General features: G+C 68.1%; 16 protein-coding genes and 1 tRNA gene. 11 read left to right on the top strand and 6 right to left on the bottom strand.

Features of this window, described 5'->3' with window-relative positions; translation table 11 throughout:
• Positions 1-23 precede the first annotated feature (23 nt).
• From yidC to rpmH, 4 genes are read right to left on the bottom strand one after another with little or no spacing between them, the layout of a single operon-like run.
• Entirely contained in the window at positions 24-1,316 is a 1,293-nt protein-coding gene (gene yidC / locus ACZ45E_RS10125) for a membrane protein insertase YidC (RefSeq protein ID WP_468218800.1), read from the bottom strand.
• A gap of 8 nt (positions 1,317-1,324) precedes the next feature.
• The gene (yidD, locus tag ACZ45E_RS10120) at positions 1,325-1,675 is read right to left on the bottom strand and encodes a membrane protein insertion efficiency factor YidD (RefSeq protein ID WP_468218798.1); all 351 of its coding nucleotides are present in this window, start codon (positions 1,673-1,675) and stop codon (positions 1,325-1,327) included.
• A complete protein-coding gene (gene rnpA, locus ACZ45E_RS10115) occupies positions 1,672-2,043 on the bottom strand; it encodes a ribonuclease P protein component (RefSeq protein WP_468218796.1) in 372 nt (123 codons plus the stop codon). The genes yidD and rnpA overlap by 4 nt, the downstream gene beginning before the upstream one ends.
• Before the next feature lie 20 nt (positions 2,044-2,063).
• On the bottom strand, positions 2,064-2,201 hold the full coding sequence (gene rpmH / locus ACZ45E_RS10110) for a 50S ribosomal protein L34 (RefSeq protein WP_006381191.1): 138 nt from the start codon (positions 2,199-2,201) through the stop codon (positions 2,064-2,066).
• Between the two features lie 380 nt (positions 2,202-2,581).
• Here rpmH and dnaA point away from each other — a divergent pair, with 380 nt between their 5' ends.
• The 9 genes from dnaA (at position 2,582) to ACZ45E_RS10065 (ending at position 15,405) form a co-directional block, all read left to right on the top strand.
• Positions 2,582-4,612 carry a chromosomal replication initiator protein DnaA gene (gene dnaA / locus ACZ45E_RS10105; protein ID WP_468218793.1) on the top strand — a complete coding sequence of 677 codons (2,031 nt, stop codon included), beginning with the start codon at positions 2,582-2,584 and terminating at the stop codon, positions 4,610-4,612.
• Positions 4,613-5,514: 902 nt separating this feature from the next.
• Positions 5,515-6,645: a DNA polymerase III subunit beta gene (gene dnaN / locus ACZ45E_RS10100; RefSeq protein WP_468218791.1), complete on the top strand. Its 1,131-nt coding sequence runs from the start codon at positions 5,515-5,517 to the stop codon at positions 6,643-6,645.
• A gap of 183 nt (positions 6,646-6,828) precedes the next feature.
• The gene (gene gnd, locus ACZ45E_RS10095) at positions 6,829-7,704 is read left to right on the top strand and encodes a phosphogluconate dehydrogenase (NAD(+)-dependent, decarboxylating) (RefSeq protein ID WP_468218789.1); all 876 of its coding nucleotides are present in this window, start codon (positions 6,829-6,831) and stop codon (positions 7,702-7,704) included.
• Positions 7,705-7,801: 97 nt separating this feature from the next.
• Entirely contained in the window at positions 7,802-8,926 is a 1,125-nt protein-coding gene (gene recF, locus ACZ45E_RS10090) for a DNA replication/repair protein RecF (RefSeq protein ID WP_468218787.1), read from the top strand.
• Positions 8,923-9,519 carry a DciA family protein gene (locus tag ACZ45E_RS10085; RefSeq protein WP_468218785.1) on the top strand — a complete coding sequence of 199 codons (597 nt, stop codon included), beginning with the start codon at positions 8,923-8,925 and terminating at the stop codon, positions 9,517-9,519. The genes recF and ACZ45E_RS10085 overlap by 4 nt, the downstream gene beginning before the upstream one ends.
• A 275-nt stretch (positions 9,520-9,794) precedes the next feature.
• Positions 9,795-11,867: a DNA topoisomerase (ATP-hydrolyzing) subunit B gene (gene gyrB, locus ACZ45E_RS10080; RefSeq protein ID WP_468218783.1), complete on the top strand. Its 2,073-nt coding sequence runs from the start codon at positions 9,795-9,797 to the stop codon at positions 11,865-11,867.
• 42 nt (positions 11,868-11,909) lie between these two features.
• Positions 11,910-14,522: a DNA gyrase subunit A gene (gyrA, locus tag ACZ45E_RS10075; RefSeq protein WP_468218781.1), complete on the top strand. Its 2,613-nt coding sequence runs from the start codon at positions 11,910-11,912 to the stop codon at positions 14,520-14,522.
• Between the two features lie 18 nt (positions 14,523-14,540).
• Positions 14,541-15,209, top strand: a complete 669-nt coding sequence (locus ACZ45E_RS10070; protein WP_468218780.1) for a DUF3566 domain-containing protein — start codon at positions 14,541-14,543, stop codon at positions 15,207-15,209.
• 122 nt (positions 15,210-15,331) lie between these two features.
• Positions 15,332-15,405: transfer RNA gene (locus ACZ45E_RS10065), tRNA-Ile, on the top strand.
• 586 nt (positions 15,406-15,991) lie between these two features.
• Here ACZ45E_RS10065 and ACZ45E_RS10060 read toward each other — a convergent pair.
• Complete coding sequence (locus ACZ45E_RS10060) at positions 15,992-16,324, bottom strand: DUF6344 domain-containing protein (protein WP_468218777.1); 333 nt, start codon at positions 16,322-16,324, stop codon at positions 15,992-15,994.
• Between the two features lie 324 nt (positions 16,325-16,648).
• On the opposite strand from ACZ45E_RS10060, the gene ACZ45E_RS10055 reads away from it, so the two are divergent.
• Complete coding sequence (locus tag ACZ45E_RS10055; protein WP_003999697.1) at positions 16,649-16,777, top strand: DLW-39 family protein; 129 nt, start codon at positions 16,649-16,651, stop codon at positions 16,775-16,777.
• A 164-nt stretch (positions 16,778-16,941) separates the two neighbouring features.
• Positions 16,942-18,441, top strand: coding sequence for a hypothetical protein (locus ACZ45E_RS10050; protein ID WP_468218775.1), 1,500 nt, complete (start codon positions 16,942-16,944; stop codon positions 18,439-18,441).
• A 190-nt stretch (positions 18,442-18,631) separates the two neighbouring features.
• Here ACZ45E_RS10050 and ACZ45E_RS10045 read toward each other — a convergent pair whose 3' ends face one another.
• Positions 18,632-20,290: a serine/threonine-protein kinase gene (locus ACZ45E_RS10045; RefSeq protein WP_468218773.1), complete on the bottom strand. Its 1,659-nt coding sequence runs from the start codon at positions 20,288-20,290 to the stop codon at positions 18,632-18,634.
• Positions 20,291-20,329: the final 39 nt, after the last annotated feature.

Here is a 20,329-nt window from a genome sequence, read left to right as displayed (position 1 = left end):
TGGACTCCTTCTTACGTCGAGGGTTACTTCTTGGACGAGGACTTGGATCGCTGCTGGCCCTTGCCGGACTTGGCCTTGCTCCGGCCGTTCGAACCCGCGGGCTTGGCGCCGGTCTGCTTGGCCGCAGGAGGAGCGTCCTGGAGCTCGGCCTTCTTCTCCAGCGAGGTCTTCACCGGCGAGGAGGGTTCGGGCTTGGCACCCGGGGCGGGGCTGACACCCGTCTGACGCCGCGACTTGGACTGACGCTTGGGCTGCTGACGCTTCGGGGTACCGGCGGGCGTGCCGTCCTCGTCCAGGACCTCCGTGACGGCCGAGCTCTTCACCACGGTGCCGTCGGCCTGCGCCGCGAGACCGGCCTTGCTCAGACCGTTGATGAACTTGCGCTCGTACTCGTTGCGGTCGCGGCCCTTGGCGACGATGCCCTTGACGATGTTGCGCTCACGCTTGGTGCGGGTGGCGCTGTGCGTGACGACGTGCTTCTGGAGCCCCTCGAGCATCTTCTCCTGGGCCTTGCTGCCCGGCGTGGGGTTCCTGGTGATCACGGTCATCTGCTGGCCCATGGTCCACACGTTGGTGGTCAGCCAGTAGACGAGGACACCGACGGGGAAGTTGATACCCATGAACAGGAAGATCAGGGGGAAGACGTACATCAGCATCTTCTGCTGCTGCATGAACGGCGTCTTCACCGTGAGGTCGACGTTCTTGGTCATCAGCTGGCGCTGCGTGTAGAACTGTGACGCCGACATCAGGATGATCATGACGGCGGTGACCACACGGACGTCGGTCAGCGAGGCGCCCATCTTGGCGAGCTCGCCGGCGCTGTCCGTGAACTTGGCGGCCAGCGGGGCGCCGAAGATGTGCGCCTTCTGCGCGCTGTCCAGCAGCGACTGGTCGATGACGCCGATCTTCTTGTTGTCGGCGATGCCCGAGAGCGTGTGGTAGAGCGCGAAGAAGAACGGCGACTGCACGAGGATGGGAAGGCACGAGGAGAGCGGGTTGGTACCCGTCTCCTTGTACAGCTTCATCATCTCTTCGGACTGACGCTGCTTGTCGTTCTTGTAGCGCTCCTGGATCGCCTTCATCTGCGGCTGGAGCAGCTGCATGTTCCGGGTCGCCTTGATCTGCTTCACGAAGAGCGGGATCAGACAGATCCGGATCAGCACCACCAGGGAGACGATCGACAGACCCCAGGCCCAGCCGGTGTCAGGGCCGAAGACTGCCCCGAAGACCTTGTGGAACTGGACGATGACCCAGGACACCGGGGTCGTGAGAAACGCGAAGACACCGGAAATCGCGTTGACGATATCGGAAATCATGTCCCTGATCAGGCTCCTTGGGCATTGGGCGAAGTCGCTGCGGACGGGCTGTCCTGGGCAGAGGGGCTGTCGCCCTCAACGACCGAGGCCGCTTTCTTGTCCCCGCGCAAGGCGTCGCGGAGCATCTCGTGCCAGCGCGGACGCTTGCGTGGTGGAACGTGGTCGACACCGCCGGGCGACCAGGGGTTGCACCGGAGGATGCGCCAGGCGGTGAGGGCTGTTCCCTTGATCGCACCATGCCGGTCGATGGCCGTGAAGCCGTAGTGGGAGCACGAGGGGTAGTACTTGCACACCGGACCGAGCAGCGGACTGATCGTCCACTGATAGATCTTGATCAAAGCGAGCAGTGGGTACTTCATCGCGCGCCCCCTCCCAGCAGCCGCTGAAGGGCGGCGTCCAGGTCTCGGGCCAGCTGTGCGTGGGTGGCGTCGCCCGCTGCGGGCAACGCGCGTACGACTACCAGGCTACCTGGGGGCAACAAGGCCATTCGGTCTCGCATGAGGTGGCGGAGTCTGCGCTTGACCGCGTTCCGTACGACGGCTCCACCCACGGCTTTGCTCACGACGAAACCCGCACGCGACGGGGAAACGCTCTCCCCAGGCGCGTGCGGGTCCGTTGAACCGCTGCGTAGATGGACGACGAGGAGCGGGCGGCCGGCCCGGCGTCCTCGTCGTACCGCGGTCGCGAAGTCCTCGCGCCGCCTCAGCCGATGCTCGGTAGGCAGCACGTCATGACCTGATTACGAGATCAGGCGGACAGGCTGGCGCGACCCTTGCCACGACGGTTGGCGAGAATCGCACGACCGGCGCGGGTCCGCATGCGAAGGCGGAAACCGTGGGTCTTGGCGCGACGACGGTTGTTCGGCTGGAAGGTGCGCTTGCTCACTCGGGGGCTCCAGAAATCGGGTGGTGGCGGGAGATCGCCTGGCTGTCACCGTGCGCCCACGAGTAGCTCGCAATACGCCCGAGTGCACCGCTCCACGCCCCTCAAAAGCGAGGGAAGCGTGATCTTGCCCATCGGAGGCAGGCGGCAGCAGCCATCGACAACTCGACCTGGTTACGGTACGCGCGGCTGCGCCATCCGGTCAAACCGGGTTCACGGGCGAGACACTATCCACAGGCTGGGGACAACAACTTGAACCGCAGCGGTCGCGCTGACTACCGTGGCTGAACTCCGATTCGTTCCCTTCTCACCGCCCCACCCGATTTTCTTCCCGACACGTCCCAGAACCACACGTTCGTGGGACCAGCGAGAGAGCGTGCCCTGTGGCTGATGTACCTGCCGATCTTGCCGCAGTGTGGCCACAAGTTCTGGAGAAACTCCTCGGGGAAGGGCGCGGGCAGGGCGTCGAGACGAAGGACGAACACTGGATCCGGCGCTGCCAGCCCTTGGCGCTGGTCGCCGACACCGCTCTCCTCGCGGTGCCCAACGAATTCGCGAAGGGCGTACTCGAGGGCCGGCTCGCCCCGGTCCTCGGCGACACGCTGAGCCGTGAGTGCGGGCGCCCCATCCGGATCGCGATCGCGGTCGACGACACCGTGGGCGAGACGCCCGCGCCGCCGCCCCCGCCGGTCCAGCAGCACCGCTACGAGGAATCCGAGCCGTCCTCGGCCCCCGGCCAGTCCCGTGACGCGTACGAGAACCGGGACGCCCGCGACACGCGCGACTCGTACGAGAAACGCGACACCTACGACGGCTACGACCGGCGCGGCCCCGACGAGCACGGCCAGGGCCCCCGCGGCGAGCAGCCGCAGTCCTCGCGCGCCGATCAGCTCCCGACGGCCCGTCCCGCCTATCCGGACTACCAGCGCCCCGAGCCGGGCGCCTGGCCCCGGCCGCAGCAGGACGAGTACAGCTGGCAGCAGCAGCGGCTCGGTTTCCCGGAGCGTGACCCGTACGCGTCGCCCCCGCAGCAGCACGACTACCGGCAGCAGGACCGCTCGCCCTACGACCAGCAGTCGTACGAATCCGAGCGCCGCTACAACCAGCAGCCGGAGCGCTCCCCCTATGAGCAGAAGCAAGGGGAGCGCCCTGCTTATGAAGAGCGGCCTCCCTATGACGAGCGGCCTTCTTATGAGGAGCGCGGTTCCTACGACTCGCCCCGCGAGCGCCAGCACCGGCGCGACCCGGGCGAGCTGCCGATGGGCGGCCGTCACAGCCAGGACAGTGGCCCCTCCGGCGGCCCGGGTGGGCGCGGGGTGCCCAGCGGCGCCCCCGGCCCACTCGCGGCGCAGCCCGCACCGGCGACGGGGCCCGGCGAGCCCACCGCCCGCCTGAACCCCAAATACCTCTTCGACACCTTCGTCATCGGCGCCTCGAACCGGTTCGCGCACGCCGCCGCCGTCGCTGTCGCCGAAGCGCCGGCCAAGGCGTACAACCCCTTGTTCATCTACGGGGAGTCGGGGCTCGGCAAGACGCACCTCTTGCACGCCATCGGGCACTACGCCCGTAGTCTCTACCCGGGCACGCGCGTGCGGTACGTGAGCTCCGAGGAGTTCACCAACGAGTTCATCAACTCCATCCGCGACGGCAAGGGCGACAGCTTCCGCAAGCGCTACCGCGAGATGGACATCCTTCTCGTCGACGACATCCAGTTCCTCGCGGACAAGGAGTCGACGCAGGAGGAGTTCTTCCACACCTTCAACACCCTGCACAACGCCAACAAGCAGATCGTGCTCTCCAGCGACCGGCCGCCCAAGCAGCTGGTGACTCTGGAGGACCGGCTGCGCAACCGCTTCGAGTGGGGCCTGATCACGGACGTCCAGCCGCCCGAGCTGGAGACCCGTATCGCGATCCTCCGCAAGAAGGCGGTGCAGGAGCAGCTCAACGCGCCGCCGGAGGTGCTCGAGTTCATCGCGTCCCGCATCTCACGGAACATCCGTGAGCTGGAAGGGGCGTTGATCCGGGTCACGGCGTTCGCGTCGCTCAATCGGCAGCCCGTGGACCTGGGCCTTACGGAGATCGTCCTCAAGGACCTGATCCCCGGCGGCGAGAACGCGTCCCCGGAGATCACGGCGACGGCCATCATGGCGGCGACAGCCGACTACTTCGGTCTGACGGTGGAGGACCTCTGCGGATCCTCCCGCAGCCGCGTCCTGGTGACGGCCCGCCAGATCGCGATGTACCTGTGCCGCGAGCTGACCGACCTCTCCTTGCCGAAGATCGGCGCCCAGTTCGGCGGCCGCGACCACACCACCGTGATGCACGCCGACCGCAAGATCCGCGCGCTGATGGCCGAGCGCCGCTCGATCTACAACCAGGTCACCGAGCTCACCAACCGCATCAAGAACGGCTGACACCAGCCCCGTCACGGACCTCAGGGCGCTTCGGGATCGACTCCCGGAGCGCCCTTCTTCATGTGCGGGGAGGGTCGCGGCCATCGATCCGAACCCGTGCGCACGGCGGCGGTGTTCGATTACTTGCCGCGTTACGGGTGTTCTCCACAGATGTGCCGGATTTCTTTGCTCCACAGCCTGGGGACTAGGAAGTTGTCCAGACTGTGTCCACAGGCCAGCCTGGTGACAACCCATCAGGGCAGGTCAGAGGGGTGTGGATTGGTGGAAAAAAGATCTCCACAGGCTGTGGACAGACTTTTCCTCCACAGCCTGTGCGTCCCGTTGTCCACCGCCGCCCCACAGGATGTCAGCTGTTGTGCACAGTGATCAGGAGCTTCTCCACACCGCTGTCCACTGTTCGGCAACGTGACGCGCCCCATCACCTCGGCGAGTGAAAGGCGTCACACCAAGAGGGTCGGTTGGCCTGTGGGGAAGGTGGGTAAAGCTGGGGACGGACCTGGGGAGAACTACCCCTTGCCTGTGCATCGGGTGTGCAGAACTTTTCGCCGTCCACAGAAAAGGCCGGTTGTCCACCGGCTCCGCCCACAGGCACGGTGGACAAAAAACCGCCTCTGACCTGCGAACCAACGGTTATCCACGGTTTCCACAGCCCCTACTACTACTCCCAACTAGAGAGAGCTGGGAATCCGTTTCGAAGTGGGGGCTGTGCACAACTCGCTCCCGGCGGCTCGTCTGCCGCTCGGTACGACTTGACCCCGACAGGCACCGACTGTCAGTGCGGTGCGTCAGACTGGTCCCCGGTGTTCTCCCCATCGGTGGGCCGAGCGACACCACGTCTGACGACGAGACCGATGACCAACGCAGGGCGAGAGCAGCCAGCAATACGCAGGAGGCGGCTTACGGTGAAGATCCGGGTGGAACGCGACGTACTCGCGGAGGCAGTGGCCTGGGCGGCGCGCAGCCTCCCGGCACGACCGCCTGCGCCTGTCCTCGCGGGCCTTCTCCTGAAGGCCGAGGAGGGCGCACTCAGCTTGTCGAGCTTCGACTACGAGGTCTCGGCACGCGTCTCGGTGGACGCGGAGATCGACGAAGAGGGCACGGTGCTCGTCTCGGGCCGCCTTCTCGCCGACATCTGCCGGGCTCTGCCCAACCGTCCGGTGGAGATCTCCACAGACGGTGTACGAGCGACGGTGGTCTGCGGATCCTCGCGGTTCACACTCCACACCCTCCCTGTGGAGGAGTACCCGGCGCTGCCGCAGATGCCGACCGCCACGGGCACCGTTCCCGGTGAGGTCTTCGCCTCGGCAGCCCAGCAGGTGGCCATCGCCGCCGGCCGGGACGACACGCTGCCCGTCCTCACCGGTGTGCGCATCGAGATCGAGGGCGACCGGGTGACGCTGGCCTCCACCGACCGCTACCGCTTCGCGGTCCGCGAGTTCCTGTGGAAGCCGGAGGACCCGGAGGCGTCCGCGGTGGCCCTGGTGCCCGCCAAGACGCTCCTGGACACCGCCAAGGCGCTCACGAGCGGCGACACGGTCACCCTGGCCCTGTCCGGCTCGGGTGCGGGCGAGGGCCTCATCGGCTTCGAGGGTGCGGGCCGCCGCACCACGACGCGCCTTCTCGAAGGCGACCTGCCGAAGTACCGGACGCTGTTCCCGACGGAGTTCAACTCCGTGGCCGTCATCGAGACCGCCCCCTTCGTGGAGGCCGTCAAGCGCGTGGCCCTGGTGGCCGAGCGCAACACCCCGGTGCGGCTCAGCTTCGAGCAGGGCGTGCTCATCCTGGAGGCCGGTTCCAGCGACGACGCACAGGCTGTGGAGAGGGTCGACGCCAACCTGGAGGGCGACGACATCTCGATCGCCTTCAACCCGACCTTCCTGCTGGACGGCCTCAGCGCGATCGACTCCCCGGTCGCCCAGCTGTCGTTCACGACGTCCACCAAGCCCGCGCTGCTCAGTGGCAAGCCGGCCGTGGACGCCGAGGCGGACGACGCGTACAAGTACCTGATCATGCCGGTGCGACTGTCGGGCTGAGCGTTTCGGCCAGGTCGCCCGGGCCCGCCCGGGCGACCTGGACCCACAGGCTGTGCGTGAGCCGACCCCTCGCCCGAAAGGCGTGGGTGGTGCACCCAGGTTTAGTCTCGGACGCAGGTACGGACGCACGGCCACGTGCCAGTACGTACCCCTCACGCCCCGTCGCAACGTAAGGAACCACTGATGGAGCTCGGTCTCGTCGGCCTCGGCAAGATGGGCGGCAACATGCGCGAGCGCATCCGCCGCGCAGGCCACACCGTCATCGGCTACGACCGCAATCCGGACCTCGCGGATGTCCACAGCCTCGAAGAGCTTGTGGGCAAGCTCAAGGGTCCGCGCGTGGTGTGGGTGATGGTGCCCGCCGGTGCGGCGACCCAGTCCACGATCGACGAGCTGGCCGAGTACCTGCAGCCTGGTGACGTCGTCGTCGACGGTGGCAATTCGCGCTGGACGGACGACGAGAAGCACGCCGCCGAGCTGGGCACCAAGGGCATCGGCTTCGTCGACTGCGGCGTCTCCGGCGGCGTCTGGGGCCTGGAGAACGGCTACGCGCTGATGTACGGCGGCTCCGCCGAGGACGTGGCGAAGGTGCAGCCGGTCTTCGACGCCCTGAAGCCGGAGGGCGACTTCGGTTCGGTGCACGCGGGCAAGGTCGGCGCGGGCCACTTCGCCAAGATGGTCCACAACGGCATCGAGTACGCGATGATGCAGGCCTACGCCGAGGGCTGGGAGCTCCTGGAGGCCGTGGACTCGGTGACCGACGTCCGCGAGGTCTTCCGCTCCTGGCAGGAGGGCACGGTCATCCGCTCCTGGCTGCTCGACCTGGCGGTCAACGCCCTCGACGAGGACGAGCACCTGAACAAGCTGCGCGGTTACGCACAGGACTCCGGTGAAGGCCGCTGGACCGTGGAGGCCGCGATCGACAACGCGGTCCCGCTGCCCGCGATCACCGCGTCGCTCTTCGCCCGCTTCGCCTCGCGACAGGACGACTCGCCGCAGATGAAGATGATCGCCGCGCTGCGCAACCAGTTCGGCGGCCACGCCGTCGAGAAGAGCTGAACCACAGCCGATCCGCGTCCGACGCACGAGCTCAATCACTGAACCACCAGCTGATCCACAGCGGTAAGCGAATTCTGGGGGAGGTCGGCCCACGACCATGCACGTCACGCATCTGTCGCTGGCCGATTTCCGCTCGTACGCCCGGGCCGAGGTCCCTCTCGACCCGGGCGTCACCGCGTTCGTCGGTCCGAACGGGCAGGGCAAGACGAACCTCGTGGAGGCCGTCGGCTATCTCGCCACTCTGGGCAGCCACCGCGTCTCCTCGGACGCCCCGCTCGTCAGAATGGGCGCCGAGCGCGCTGTCGTGCGGGCCCAGGTGCGGCAGGGGGAGCGCCAGCAGCTCATCGAGCTCGAACTGAACCCCGGGAAGGCCAACCGCGCCCGCATCAACAGGTCCTCGCAGGTCAAGCCGCGGGACGTGCTCGGCATCGTGCGAACCGTGCTGTTCGCCCCGGAGGATCTCGCCCTGGTCAAGGGCGACCCCGGCGAGCGGCGCCGGTTCCTCGACGAGCTGATCACCGCCCGCTCCCCGCGCATGGCCGGCGTACGGTCCGACTACGACCGCGTCCTGAAGCAGCGCAACACGCTGCTGAAATCCGCGGCGCTCGCCCGGCGGCACGGCGGCCGTTCCATGGACCTGTCCACGCTCGACGTGTGGGACCAGCACCTCGCGCGCGTGGGCGCGGAGCTGCTCGCGCAGCGGCTCGACCTGATCGCGACACTGCAGCCGCTGGCCGACAAGGCGTACGAGCAACTGGCGCCCGGCGGCGGACCGATCGCCCTCGACTACAAGCCGTCCTCACCGGAAATCGTCGGGCACGCGCGCGAGGCGCTCTACGAGGAGCTTCTCGCCGCCCTGGAGAGCGCCCGCAAGCAGGAGATCGAACGCGGGGTCACCCTTGTCGGCCCGCACCGCGACGAGTTGCTCCTCCGGCTCGGCCAGATGCCGGCCAAGGGGTACGCGAGCCACGGCGAGTCCTGGTCGTTCGCGCTGGCGCTGCGGCTGGCCTCGTACGACCTTCTGCGGGCCGAGGGGAACGAGCCGGTGCTCGTCCTCGACGATGTCTTCGCGGAGCTGGACGCGCGCCGCAGGGAGCGGCTCGCGGAGCTTGTGGCGCCCGGGGAGCAGGTCCTGGTGACGGCGGCGGTCGACGACGACGTACCGGGTGTGCTCACGGGTACGCGCTACGCCGTCTCCGAGGGGACGGTGGAGCGGCTGTGAGCGAGAGAGCGCCTGACGAAGGAGCGGCGGGAACCGGAGGGGGCGGGAAGCCCGGGGCCTCCGGGGACCCCCAGGACCCGAACGCGGTTCCGGAGCCCTCCGGGGTCGACCTCGCACGCGTCGCCCTGCGCGCGGCGAGAGAGGCCGCACGCGCGCGTGGGGCGGCGGCGCAGCAGAAGAAGCACGTCCGACGCGGTGGCGGGCTGCGATCGGGAGCACGCGCCGACGGACGCGACCCGATGGGACTCGGCCCCGCCATCAACCGGCTGATCACCGAGCGCGGCTGGGAGACGCCGGCCGCGGTCGGCGGTGTCATGGGCCGCTGGCCGCAGATCGTCGGCGAGGAGCTCGCCCGGCACTGTGTGCCGCAGAAGTACGACGAGGACGAGCGCGTCCTGGTGGTGCAGTGCGATTCGACGGCGTGGGCGACGCAGGTCCGCATGCTGGCCGTACAGCTCGTCAAGCGCCTCAACGAGGACCTCGGACACGGCACGGTTCGGCGTATCGACATCAAGAACCCCGGCGGTGGCCCCCGCCGCTACGGCCCCTTGCGGGCCCCCGGAAGCACAGGGCACGGCGACACCTACGGGTGAGAGCGCGCCCACAGTCGCTGGGGGTTGACACCCCGAAGCGCTGAGTGCCGCTGTGAGCCTCTTGGAGCCCCGCTCCGCATATGGGGAGTCGGGCGAGACCGGTTGAGGGCGGCACATGAGGACTCAGGTACCGCCAAACCCCCATCACTGTCAGCGCTACCGGTAGACTGGGAGCTAATCCCGCCCCACTTGTGGGACGCACCGAGCAACGCTGACTAGGGCTTACCGAACCAACACGCCGCAGCCGCACCGGCCACCAACCGGGAGCTTGGCTTGTGCTGTGCCAGAAAGGGCGCTTCGTGGCCGATTCCGGCAACCCCAACGAGAACATTCCGTCCACCGACGCCGGCGCGCACGCGCGCGTAGGGGCTACAGAGAGCTCCTACGACGCCAGTGCGATCACCGTCCTCGAAGGGCTGGACGCGGTCCGCAAGCGACCCGGCATGTACATCGGTTCGACCGGTGAGCGTGGCCTGCACCACATGGTGCAGGAGGTTGTGGACAACTCCGTCGACGAGGCCCTGGCCGGCCACGCGGACACGATCGACGTCACGATCCTTCCCGACGGTGGCGTCCGCGTCATCGACAACGGCCGCGGTATCCCCGTGGGCATCATCCCGTCCGAGGGCAAGCCGGCCGTCGAGGTCGTGCTGACGGTCCTGCACGCGGGTGGCAAGTTCGGCGGCGGCGGCTATGCCGTCTCCGGTGGTCTGCACGGCGTGGGCGTCTCCGTGGTGAACGCGCTGTCCACCAAGGTCTCCGTCGACATCAGGACCGAGGGCCACCGCTGGACGCAGGAGTACAAGGCGGGCGTCCCGACCGCCCCGCTCGCCAAGCACGAGGCCACCCAGGAGACCGGCACCACGGTCACCTTCTGGGCCGACGGCGACATCTTCGAGACCACCGAGTACTCCTTCGAAACGCTGTCGCGGCGCTTCCAGGAGATGGCCTTCCTCAACAAGGGCCTGACGATCAAGCTCACGGACGAGCGCGACTCGGCCAAGGCCGTCGTGGGCGCCGACACCGCCGACGCCCCCGAGACCGGCGAAGCGCGTTCGGTGACGTACCACTACGAAGGCGGCATCGTCGACTTCGTGAAGTACCTCAACTCCCGCAAGGGCGAGGTCGTCCACCCCACCGTGATCGACATCGAGGCCGAGGACAAGGAGAGGCTCCTTTCCGTCGAGGTCGCGATGCAGTGGAACACCAGTTACAGCGAGGGCGTCTACTCCTTCGCGAACACCATCCACACGCACGAGGGCGGCACGCACGAGGAAGGCTTCCGCGCCGCGCTGACCGGTCTCATCAACCGGTACGCGCGCGACAAGAAGCTGCTGCGCGAGAAGGACGACAACCTCACGGGTGACGACATCCGCGAGGGTCTGACCGCGATCCTCTCGGTCAAGCTGGGCGAGCCGCAGTTCGAGGGCCAGACCAAGACCAAGCTGGGCAACACCGAGGCGAAGACCTTCGTCCAGAAGGTCGTGCACGAGCACCTCACGGACTGGCTCGACCGCAACCCGGTCGAGGCCGCGGACATCATCCGCAAGTCCATCCAGGCGGCCACCGCGCGCGTGGCGGCCCGTAAGGCGCGTGACCTGACCCGGCGCAAGGGCCTGCTGGAGTCGGCGTCCCTGCCGGGCAAGCTCTCCGACTGCCAGTCGAACGACCCCATCAAGTGCGAGATCTTCATCGTCGAGGGTGACTCCGCCGGTGGCTCGGCCAAGTCCGGCCGTAACCCGCAGTACCAGGCGATCCTCCCGATCCGAGGCAAGATCCTCAACGTCGAGAAGGCGCGGATCGACAAGATCCTGCAGAACCAGGAGATCCAGGCACTGATCTCCGCCTTCGGCACCGGGGTCCACGAGGACTTCGACATCGAGAAGCTCCGCTATCACAAGATCATTCTGATGGCGGACGCCGACGTCGACGGCCAGCACATCAACACCCTGCTGCTGACCTTCCTCTTCCGCTTCATGCGGCCCCTCGTAGAGGCCGGGCACGTCTTCCTGTCGCGCCCGCCGCTCTACAAGATCAAGTGGGGCCGTGAGGACTTCGAGTACGCGTACTCGGACCGCGAGCGCGACGCCCTGATCGAGCTCGGCCGCCAGAACGGCAAGCGCATCCGCGACGACTCGGTCCAGCGATTCAAGGGTCTCGGTGAGATGAACGCCGAGGAGCTGCGCATCACCACGATGGACCAGGAGCACCGCGTCCTCGGCCAGGTCACCCTGGACGACGCCGCCCAGGCCGACGACCTGTTCTCCGTCCTCATGGGCGAGGACGTCGAGGCACGCCGCTCGTTCATCCAGCGCAATGCCAAGGACGTCCGCTTCCTCGACATCTGAGTCGGTCTCAGCTGACCGCCGCAGAAAGGATCTTCACCAGCAATGGCCGACGAGAACACCCCGAGCGTCCCTGAAGAGGGCACCGACATCGCGATGCGGATCGAGCCCGTCGGGCTCGAGACGGAGATGCAGCGCTCCTACCTCGACTACGCGATGTCCGTCATCGTGTCCCGCGCGCTGCCGGACGTGCGCGACGGGCTCAAGCCCGTCCACCGCCGCGTCCTGTACGCCATGTACGACGGCGGCTACCGGCCCGAGAAGGGCTTCTACAAGTGCGCCCGCGTCGTCGGTGACGTCATGGGTAACTACCACCCGCACGGCGACTCCTCGATCTACGACGCCCTGGTCCGCCTGGCCCAGCCGTGGTCGATGCGCATGCCGCTGGTGGACTCCAACGGCAACTTCGGCTCCCCGGGCAACGACCCGGCGGCCGCCATGCGGTACACCGAGTGCAAGATGGCGCCGCTGTCCATGGAGATGGTCCGTGACATCGACGAGGACACCGTCGACTTCACGGACAACTACGACGGCCGCTCCCAGGAGCCGACCGTCCTGCCGGCCCGCTTCCCGAACCTGCTGGTCAATGGTTCGGCCGGCATCGCGGTCGGTATGGCGACCAACATCCCGCCGCACAACCTGCGCGAGGTCGCCGCCGGCGCCCAGTGGTGCCTGGAGAACCCGGAGGCCTCGCACGAGGAGCTCCTGGACGCCCTCATCGAGCGCATCAAGGGCCCCGACTTCCCGAGCGGCGCCCTCGTCGTCGGCCGCAAGGGCATCGAGGAGGCGTACCGCACCGGACGCGGCTCCATCACGATGCGCGCCGTCGTCGCGGTCGAGGAGATCCAGAACCGCCAGTGCCTGGTCGTCACGGAGCTGCCCTACCAGGTCAACCCGGACAACCTCGCACAGAAGATCGCCGACCTCGTGAAGGACGGCAAGGTCGGCGGCATCGCGGACGTCCGCGACGAGACGTCGTCCCGTACGGGTCAGCGCCTGGTCATCGTCCTGAAGCGCGACGCGGTCGCCAAGGTCGTGCTGAACAACCTCTACAAGCACACCGATCTTCAGACGAACTTCGGCGCCAACATGCTGGCGCTCGTCGACGGCGTACCGCGCACGCTGTCCCTCGACGCGTTCATCCGCCACTGGGTGGCCCACCAGGTCGAGGTCATCGTCCGGCGCACCAAGTTCCGGCTGCGCAAGGCCGAGGAGCGCGCACACATCCTGCGTGGCCTCCTGAAGGCCCTGGACGCCATCGACGAGGTCATCGCCCTCATCCGGCGCAGCGACACCGTGGAGATCGCGCGAGGGGGCCTCATGGGCCTCCTGGAGATCGACGAGATCCAGGCCAACGCCATCCTCGAGATGCAGCTGCGCCGGCTCGCCGCCCTGGAGCGCCAGAAGATCGTCGCCGAGCACGACGAACTCCAGCAGAAGATCAACGAGTACAACGCGATCCTGGCCTCGCCCGAGCGGCAGCGCCAGATCATCAGCGAGGAACTCCAGCAGATCGTCGACAAGTTCGGCGAGGACCGGCGCTCCAAGCTGGTGCCCTTCGACGGCGACATGTCCATGGAGGACCTGATCGCCGAAGAGGACATCGTCGTCACCATCACGCGCGGTGGGTACGTCAAGCGCACCAAGACGCACGACTACCGCTCCCAGAAGCGCGGCGGCAAGGGCGTACGCGGCACGAAGCTCAAGGAAGACGACATCGTCGACCACTTCTTCGTGTCGACGACGCACCACTGGCTGCTGTTCTTCACCAACAAGGGCCGCGTGTACCGCGCCAAGGCGTACGAGCTCCCGGACGCCGGCCGCGACGCACGTGGGCAGCACGTGGCGAACTTGCTCGCCTTCCAGCCCGACGAGGCGATCGCCGAGATCCTCGCGATCCGCGACTACGACGCGGCGCCTTACCTGGTCCTCGCCACCAAGGGGGGCCTCGTGAAGAAGACGTCCCTCAAGGACTACGACTCGCCGCGCTCCGGCGGTGTCATCGCCATCAACCTCCGTGAGACGCCGGACGGCTCCGACGACGAGCTGATCGGCGCCGAGCTGGTCTCGGCCGAGGACGACCTGCTGCTCATCAGCAAGAAGGCGCAGTCGATCCGGTTCACCGCGACGGACGACGCACTGCGCCCGATGGGCCGTGCCACTTCGGGTGTGAAGGGCATGAGTTTCCGCGAGAGCGACGAACTGCTCTCGATGAATGTCGTCCGGCCGGGTACGTTCGTCTTCACCGCCACCGACGGTGGGTACGCGAAGCGGACCAACGTCGACGAGTACCGCGTCCAGGGTCGCGGTGGCCTCGGCATCAAGGCTGCCAAGATCGTGGAGGACCGCGGCTCGCTCGTGGGCGCGTTGGTGGTCGAGGAGACCGATGAGATCCTTGCCATCACGCTGTCCGGCGGTGTGATTCGTACGCGAGTCAACGAGGTCAGGGAGACGGGCCGTGACACCATGGGCGTCCAACTGATCAACCTGGGCAAGCGCGATGCCGTCGTCGGCATCGCTCGTAACGCCGAGGCCGGTCGCGAGGCCGAGGAGGTCGACGGTGACGCCGCGGACGCGGACGGCGCCGAGACCGAGGTAGCGGCCCAGGACGAGACAGCCGTCGGAACGGACGAGGGCGAGCAGTCCCCGGCCGAGTAGCACGAGGAGAGAGTCATCGTGAGCGGAGCCACGGGCGCAGGCTCTACCGGAACATCCACCGGTAAGGAAACCGAGGGCGGCCGTGGCCCCGCTCATGACTCGAAGGACTCGTACGAGTCTCATGGATCCCAGGGGGGAACTGTGACGGACACCCGAGGTCCGCAGGCACAGCAGTACGCGGACGGTGGCGGTGCCCTGCCCGGAGAGAGGCAGCAGCCGCAGCAGACGGCTCAGCCGTACCACCCGCCGCAGGCGTACCAGAACGCGCCGGCCGGAGCGGTGCGCAGACCACGCACCGGGGCACGCACCACCCCGCGTACCCGCAAGGCCCGCCTGCGCGTCGCCAAGGCGGACCCGTGGTCGGTGATGAAGGTCAGCTTCCTGCTGTCCATCGCGCTCGGTATCTGCACGATCATCGCGGCCGCCGTGCTGTGGATGGTCATGGACGCCATGGGCGTCTTCTCGACGGTCGGCGGCACGCTCTCCGAGGCCACGGGCTCCAACGAGTCCAACGGCTTCGACCTCCAGTCGTTCCTCTCGCTGCCGCGCGTGCTGATGTTCACGACCGTCATCGCGGTCATCGACGTCGTCCTGGCGACGGCGCTCGCGACCCTCGGCGCGTTCATCTACAACCTCTCCGCGGGCTTCGTCGGCGGCATCGAGCTCACGCTCGCCGAGGACGAGTGAGCGGTCCCACCGGCTCATGAACGCCGCTGGTGGGCGGGCCAGGACTATCGATTTTGGGACTGGCCCCCAGGTGCGCTAATCTTCAGAGGTCAGCGCGCGGGACACACACCGCAGAGCGCGGCGGGGCTATAGCTCAGTTGGTTAGAGCGCATCCCTGATAAGGATGAGGCCACAGGTTCAAATCCTGTTAGCCCCACATGCGATAAGACCCTCAGTCGATCCGGCTGGGGGTCTTTGACGTGTATGGCCGACGTTGGCGCCGATCGGGTTGCTGAGGCGCGGCTGGCCTGGCTCCGGGCACGACAAAAGGGCCCTCTCAGCCGAAAGTGCTGGCTGGGGCCTCGTTTGTCAGTGGGGCTGTCTCTTACGCGGCTATGCGGCTTACGCGGCTTTGTGCGGTGTGTCTCTGCGTGGTGTGTCTCTGTGTGGCCTGCGTGGGCGGCGGATCGGGTGCCGCCTGCCGCCTGCCGGCTGGGTTGTGCTCGTCTGTGCCAGCTACTGATAGCTAGCTGCTGGTGTGCTGGCTGCCGCTAGGTACGTGGCTGCTACTAGGAGCGTCTTGTAGCTCTAGGCGCGTCCTTGTAGTGCTCAGCACGTCCTGTGGATCTAGGTACGTCCTGTAGTTCTGGGTACGTCGTACTGCTGTTGGTGCTGTTGGTGCTGTTGGTGCTGTTGGTGCTGTGTTGCTGTTACTGGTGCTGCTGGAATCGCTGGTGGTACTGGCGGTACTGGCACTGCTGTTCCTGCTGGTGTCCTGCTCATTGACCGGACGGTGGTGCCGGCTACGGCTGGGCCGTCAGAGCCTCGGTCGACAGGGCGGTGTCACTGTCGGACTGCTCGGCGTCGGCCGGCGGGCGGTGGCGGCAGCTGGGGGACGAACCGTGGGCCTCGGCGCGGATGCGCTGCTTCATCGTCGGTGGCAGGGACCTCTTGAAGGTCCAGGAGGGACGGGCCGACGTGGCGGCGGGGGCGCTCACCGCGGTGCTGTGCGCTTCCTCCGTCCGCTGGACGGGGGCGGCCGCCGCGGCCGGGGCGACGAGTCCGAGCGCGGAGAAGAGCGCGATGAAGGCTGAGATGACGATGGTCCACAGCGTCATGACCCGGTTCTTGGTCATGGTCCCTCACTTTCGGGTTGGGCGATTTGCGTACTTTCCTCATGATGTGTACGCGGTGTCGGTAGTGCGGGACCGACGCTCGTGGCGCGTCGATCTTCCGATGAACACCACTCGGATGGACGTAAGAGGACCGAAATACGCCCTGGAACGGAGAATCTACCGTTTCAGGGCGAGATGGGGGGTGATCTGTGGAGTGTGATCATCCGGTTCTACTGCTCTGTTCCGGACGGGAGTTGGGGGGATCCAGGTCACCGATCGGTATCGGTCGGTGTGTATAGTCGGGCGCCAGAAGTCCCCTACGTCAAGGAAAGACGAGGTCGCGCGGTGAAGAAGCTTCTCCTGGTCGCACTGGCCGCCATCGGCGGGCTCCTCGTGTACCGCCAGATCCAGGCGGATCGCGCCGAGCAGGATCTGTGGACGGAGGCGACTGACTCCGTGCCCACGGGTTCGTGAGTATCGCCAACAGTCTCTTCGCAAGCCCCGGTCGCAACAGCGGCCGGGGCTTTGTGCTGCCCGGGTTCACAGCGGCGACGCCCTTTTCGTACAGCGGTGAATGAGTGGCGGGATTCCGGCGCAGGGCGGACAGTTCGCGCCCCGGAACGGCAGGATGGCCCCCCATGGGGAGACTCATGAGGCGGCTGGTGGAGGAATGGCGGGGCCGAGGGGTGTCGGCGGTCGCGGCCGGGGCCGGGCTGTGTGCGGTGCTCGTGCTGCCTGGGGCAGGGACGGCAGCGGCGGCCGGCGAGTCCGATCCGTACGTCTACGCCAAGGGCGCCCAGAGAGTTTCCGGGGCGCAGAACAGCACGGACGCGCCCCGGCTCAGGACGGGCGGTACGTACCGGAGTTCGCTCGGCACCGGGATGAGTGGCGTCGCGTACTACGGCGTCGAATTGGACGGTGCCGCCAACGCGTACGCATCCGTGGTCGCCGTGCCCCCGCTCGGGCCCCGGGTGAAGGCCGCCTCCTCGGACGGCATCACCGTGACGCTTCAGGATCGCAACGGCAACCGCTGCGACTCCGAGCGCGCCACGTTCCGCTCCGGCGCCTACCCCCGGCCCGTCGCGGCCGTCGCCGAGCGCCTCGTACGGGCAGGGTCCCTGCGGTGCCAGGCGGCGGGGACGTACTACGTAGCCGTGGAGCGGAAAGCGGACGCCGAGGCGACACAGGAGGCGTGGGGCCTCGAACTGAGAGTGGCCACCGAACCGGGGCTGGTGTCCGCGGCACCTACCGAAGGGCCCAGGGCCTGGCCGTCTGCCTCGGTGCAGCCTCCGACGGCGGAGGCGGCCCGGCGTATCGGAGGCACGGGCTTCAACGACGCGGTGGCGTTGCGGACCGGGGTGTGGAAGGACGGTGTCCGGCCGGGGCAGAGCCGCTTCTACCGGGTGACGGTGGACTGGGGGCAGCAGCTGTTCCTCGACGCGGAGCTGGGCAGTTCGGCGGGGGACGGGTCACGTCGGGGGATCGTGACGGGCGCGCTCGACATGGAGCTGTACAACCCTGCGCGGGCCGCGGTCGCGGCGAAGGAGGCGTCCTACGCGGGTGATCCGACGTCCGCCGCGTTCGCGCCGCTGCCACCTGTGGCGTACGAGAACCGTTATCTGCTGCGCGACGACCAGGCGGCGATGCGGCTGGCCGGCTGGTACTACCTGAAGGTCACCGTCAATCCGGTGATGGCGGAAAAATTCGGGGACAAGGAGTCGGGGCTGACGCTGCGGGTGACTGTCGACGGCGATGAACGGCAGGCGCCCGACTATGTGCGGGATCCGGGGGAGTTCCAGGTCACCGCCGAGGACCGGGAGGACGCCGAGCAGGGGGAAGGCGGCGCCGTCTGGGAGGGCTCGGGCTCGGGCTCGGCAGACGGTGATGCCGGGGGAGGGCCTGGTGGCGAGGCACCCAGCGGCGTGAGTTCCGGTGGGGGTGACTCCAGCGCCGGGGCGTCTGCTGCGGGCTCGTCCGGTACCTCTCCCTCCTCGACGGCTTCGTCCACGACGCCGGGGAACGGCCGGATGATGCTGCTCGGAGTGACGGGAGTGGGGACGGGGACCGCCTTGGTGCTGTGGCTCGGGGTGTGGCGGGTCGTGGCGGTGCGGCGGGTCCGGGCGGAGATCGGCCACTAGATCCTGCAGATCCTGTCGCCGGGTTCGGCCGGTCGCCCGGTTGAGGTCGGTCCGGCTCGGCCCAGCTCGGCTCGGCTCGGCCCGCCCCGCTTGGGCCCCGCCCGGCCCAGCCTCAGCCGAGCCCGGCTCAGATCAGCCCAGTCCGGCTCGGCGCACCTCACCCGGCCCAGCCAGTCTCTCTCCGCCGCGCTCAGGCCCGCGTCAGAGCCCAGATGCCCACTGCGAAGCAGAGCACAGCGATCAACAGGACCGGCACTGTCACCCTCAGGGGTGGTCCTGGCCGGCGGCGAGGCACTTCTTCGCTCTGCTGAGGAACTTCTCGGGCGCGAGATGAGTACAGAGAGTGACGACCCCGTTCGTACGGGACCACAGTCGTCAGGGCATGGGCCGGGTGGGGAGCCGGGGAGAGGTCATGGGAGTGGGAGACAGGGGTGTTGGGGAGGGGCCGGGGTTCGTGCACCGGTTCCGCGGGCGGTTGCGCCGGCGGCCGGTGGCGAGGCGGCTCGGGCAGTGGGATCGCGGTGACGGGGTGGGCCGACGGCATCGGCGGTACCGACGGTGGCGGGGGTGGTGGCGGAAGCCACTCGTCGACGGAGGCGGAGGCGGAGGCGGAAGTGGGGGTGGGAGCCGGGGGCGGAAGGTGGAAGCTGCCTGTCTCCGGCATCGAGGTGTGGGTCGGTTCGGGCTCAGGACCCGGATCCGGCTGTGGGGTCGGCCCCGATTCCGTTTGCGGATCCGGCTTCGGGCGCCGAGTCGGCCCCGATTCGGATTCTGGCCACAACTCCGGCCGCGATACGGGCTGCTGGGCCGACCCAGGCGCGGGCTGCCAGGTCGACGACGACCCGTGTCCGGCCTCGAAGTCGGACCGGGGGACGGAGCCGGTGCCGGTGCCGGGCTCGTAATCAGGCGGCGCGGGCATGACCGGGGTCGACGCCGTGGCATGCAGGGGGCGAGCCCTGCGGCCCCTGACCGCGGGACCGCTCGGGGCGAACCCCGGCGGCAGCGGGCCGAGTTGGTCGAAGACCTCGATCAACTCATCGTCGGGGCCGGGCTCGGGCAGCAGCTCCGCGGCGTCGAGGAGCGCCTTGCGCGCCCCCGTGGCCGTACGGAAACGCGCCTCGGGGTCCGGTTGCAGCAGTCCGGCGAGGACGCTCCACAGCGGCCCAGGGACGCCCGCGGGGGCGCCCGGGGTGCCGTGGTCCGCGAAGTGTTCGATCAGGGCCCTGGCGTCCGGCTTGGCGCCTTCGAGGAGGTAGAGCGCGACAAGGCCCGCCGCGAAAAGGTCAGCGGGGAAGTCCGGCTCGGCGCCCATCGCCTGCTCGGGCGCGAAATAACCGGGGGTCCCCACCACGTAGTTGGTCTCGGTGAGGCGCGGCTCGCCCTTGCGCATCGCGATGCCGAAATCGGAGACGCGCAGATGCGGCAGAGCGGTACCGGTGGCTTCGAGAAGGATGTTGGCGGGCTTGATGTCGCGGTGCACCACGCCCTCGGCGTGCACGGCGGAGAGCCCGGAAAGGAGTTGGTCGAGCAGGACGCAGACGAACTGCGGCGGCAGTGGCCCGTAGTCGCCGATCAGATGGGCCAGCGAACCACCCGCGACCAGATCCATGGTGAAGAGGACCTTGTCGTCGTCCGCGGCCCAGCTCGCCGGGGCCAGGACATGCGGGTGATCGATGCGCAGCGCCTGTTCGCGCACGAAGCGCAGCAGTGTGTGCGCATCGCTCTGCTGCAACACCTTGGCCGCCACATAGCGCCGGCGCCGGTGATCCCAGGCCCGCCAGACCGCGCCCACTCCCCCGCGTCCGATCGGGTCGGCCAGTTCGTACCGGCCGGCGAAGACCTCACCCATGGTCGTGCGTCGCTCCCCTCGGGCCCGCGATGCGGAAGA

Source organism: Streptomyces sp. NPDC030991 (genome assembly GCF_055571235.1).
Note: the sequence above shows the minus strand (reverse complement) of the source record. Positions and strands in the feature narration are given on the sequence as shown.

Excerpts from the sequence above, each read along its gene's own strand:
- yidC (WP_468218800.1), bottom strand. The coding sequence starts at position 1,316 with ATGATTTCCGATATCGTCAACGCGATTTCCGGTGTCTTCGCGTTTCTC.
- yidD (WP_468218798.1), bottom strand. The coding sequence starts at position 1,675 with ATGAAGTACCCACTGCTCGCTTTGATCAAGATCTATCAGTGGACGATC.
- gnd (WP_468218789.1), top strand. The coding sequence starts at position 6,829 with ATGGAGCTCGGTCTCGTCGGCCTCGGCAAGATGGGCGGCAACATGCGC.
- recF (WP_468218787.1), top strand. The coding sequence starts at position 7,802 with ATGCACGTCACGCATCTGTCGCTGGCCGATTTCCGCTCGTACGCCCGG.
- gyrA (WP_468218781.1), top strand. The coding sequence starts at position 11,910 with ATGGCCGACGAGAACACCCCGAGCGTCCCTGAAGAGGGCACCGACATC.
- ACZ45E_RS10060 (WP_468218777.1), bottom strand. The coding sequence starts at position 16,324 with ATGACCAAGAACCGGGTCATGACGCTGTGGACCATCGTCATCTCAGCC.
- ACZ45E_RS10050 (WP_468218775.1), top strand. The coding sequence starts at position 16,942 with ATGGGGAGACTCATGAGGCGGCTGGTGGAGGAATGGCGGGGCCGAGGG.
- ACZ45E_RS10045 (WP_468218773.1), bottom strand. The coding sequence starts at position 20,290 with ATGGGTGAGGTCTTCGCCGGCCGGTACGAACTGGCCGACCCGATCGGA.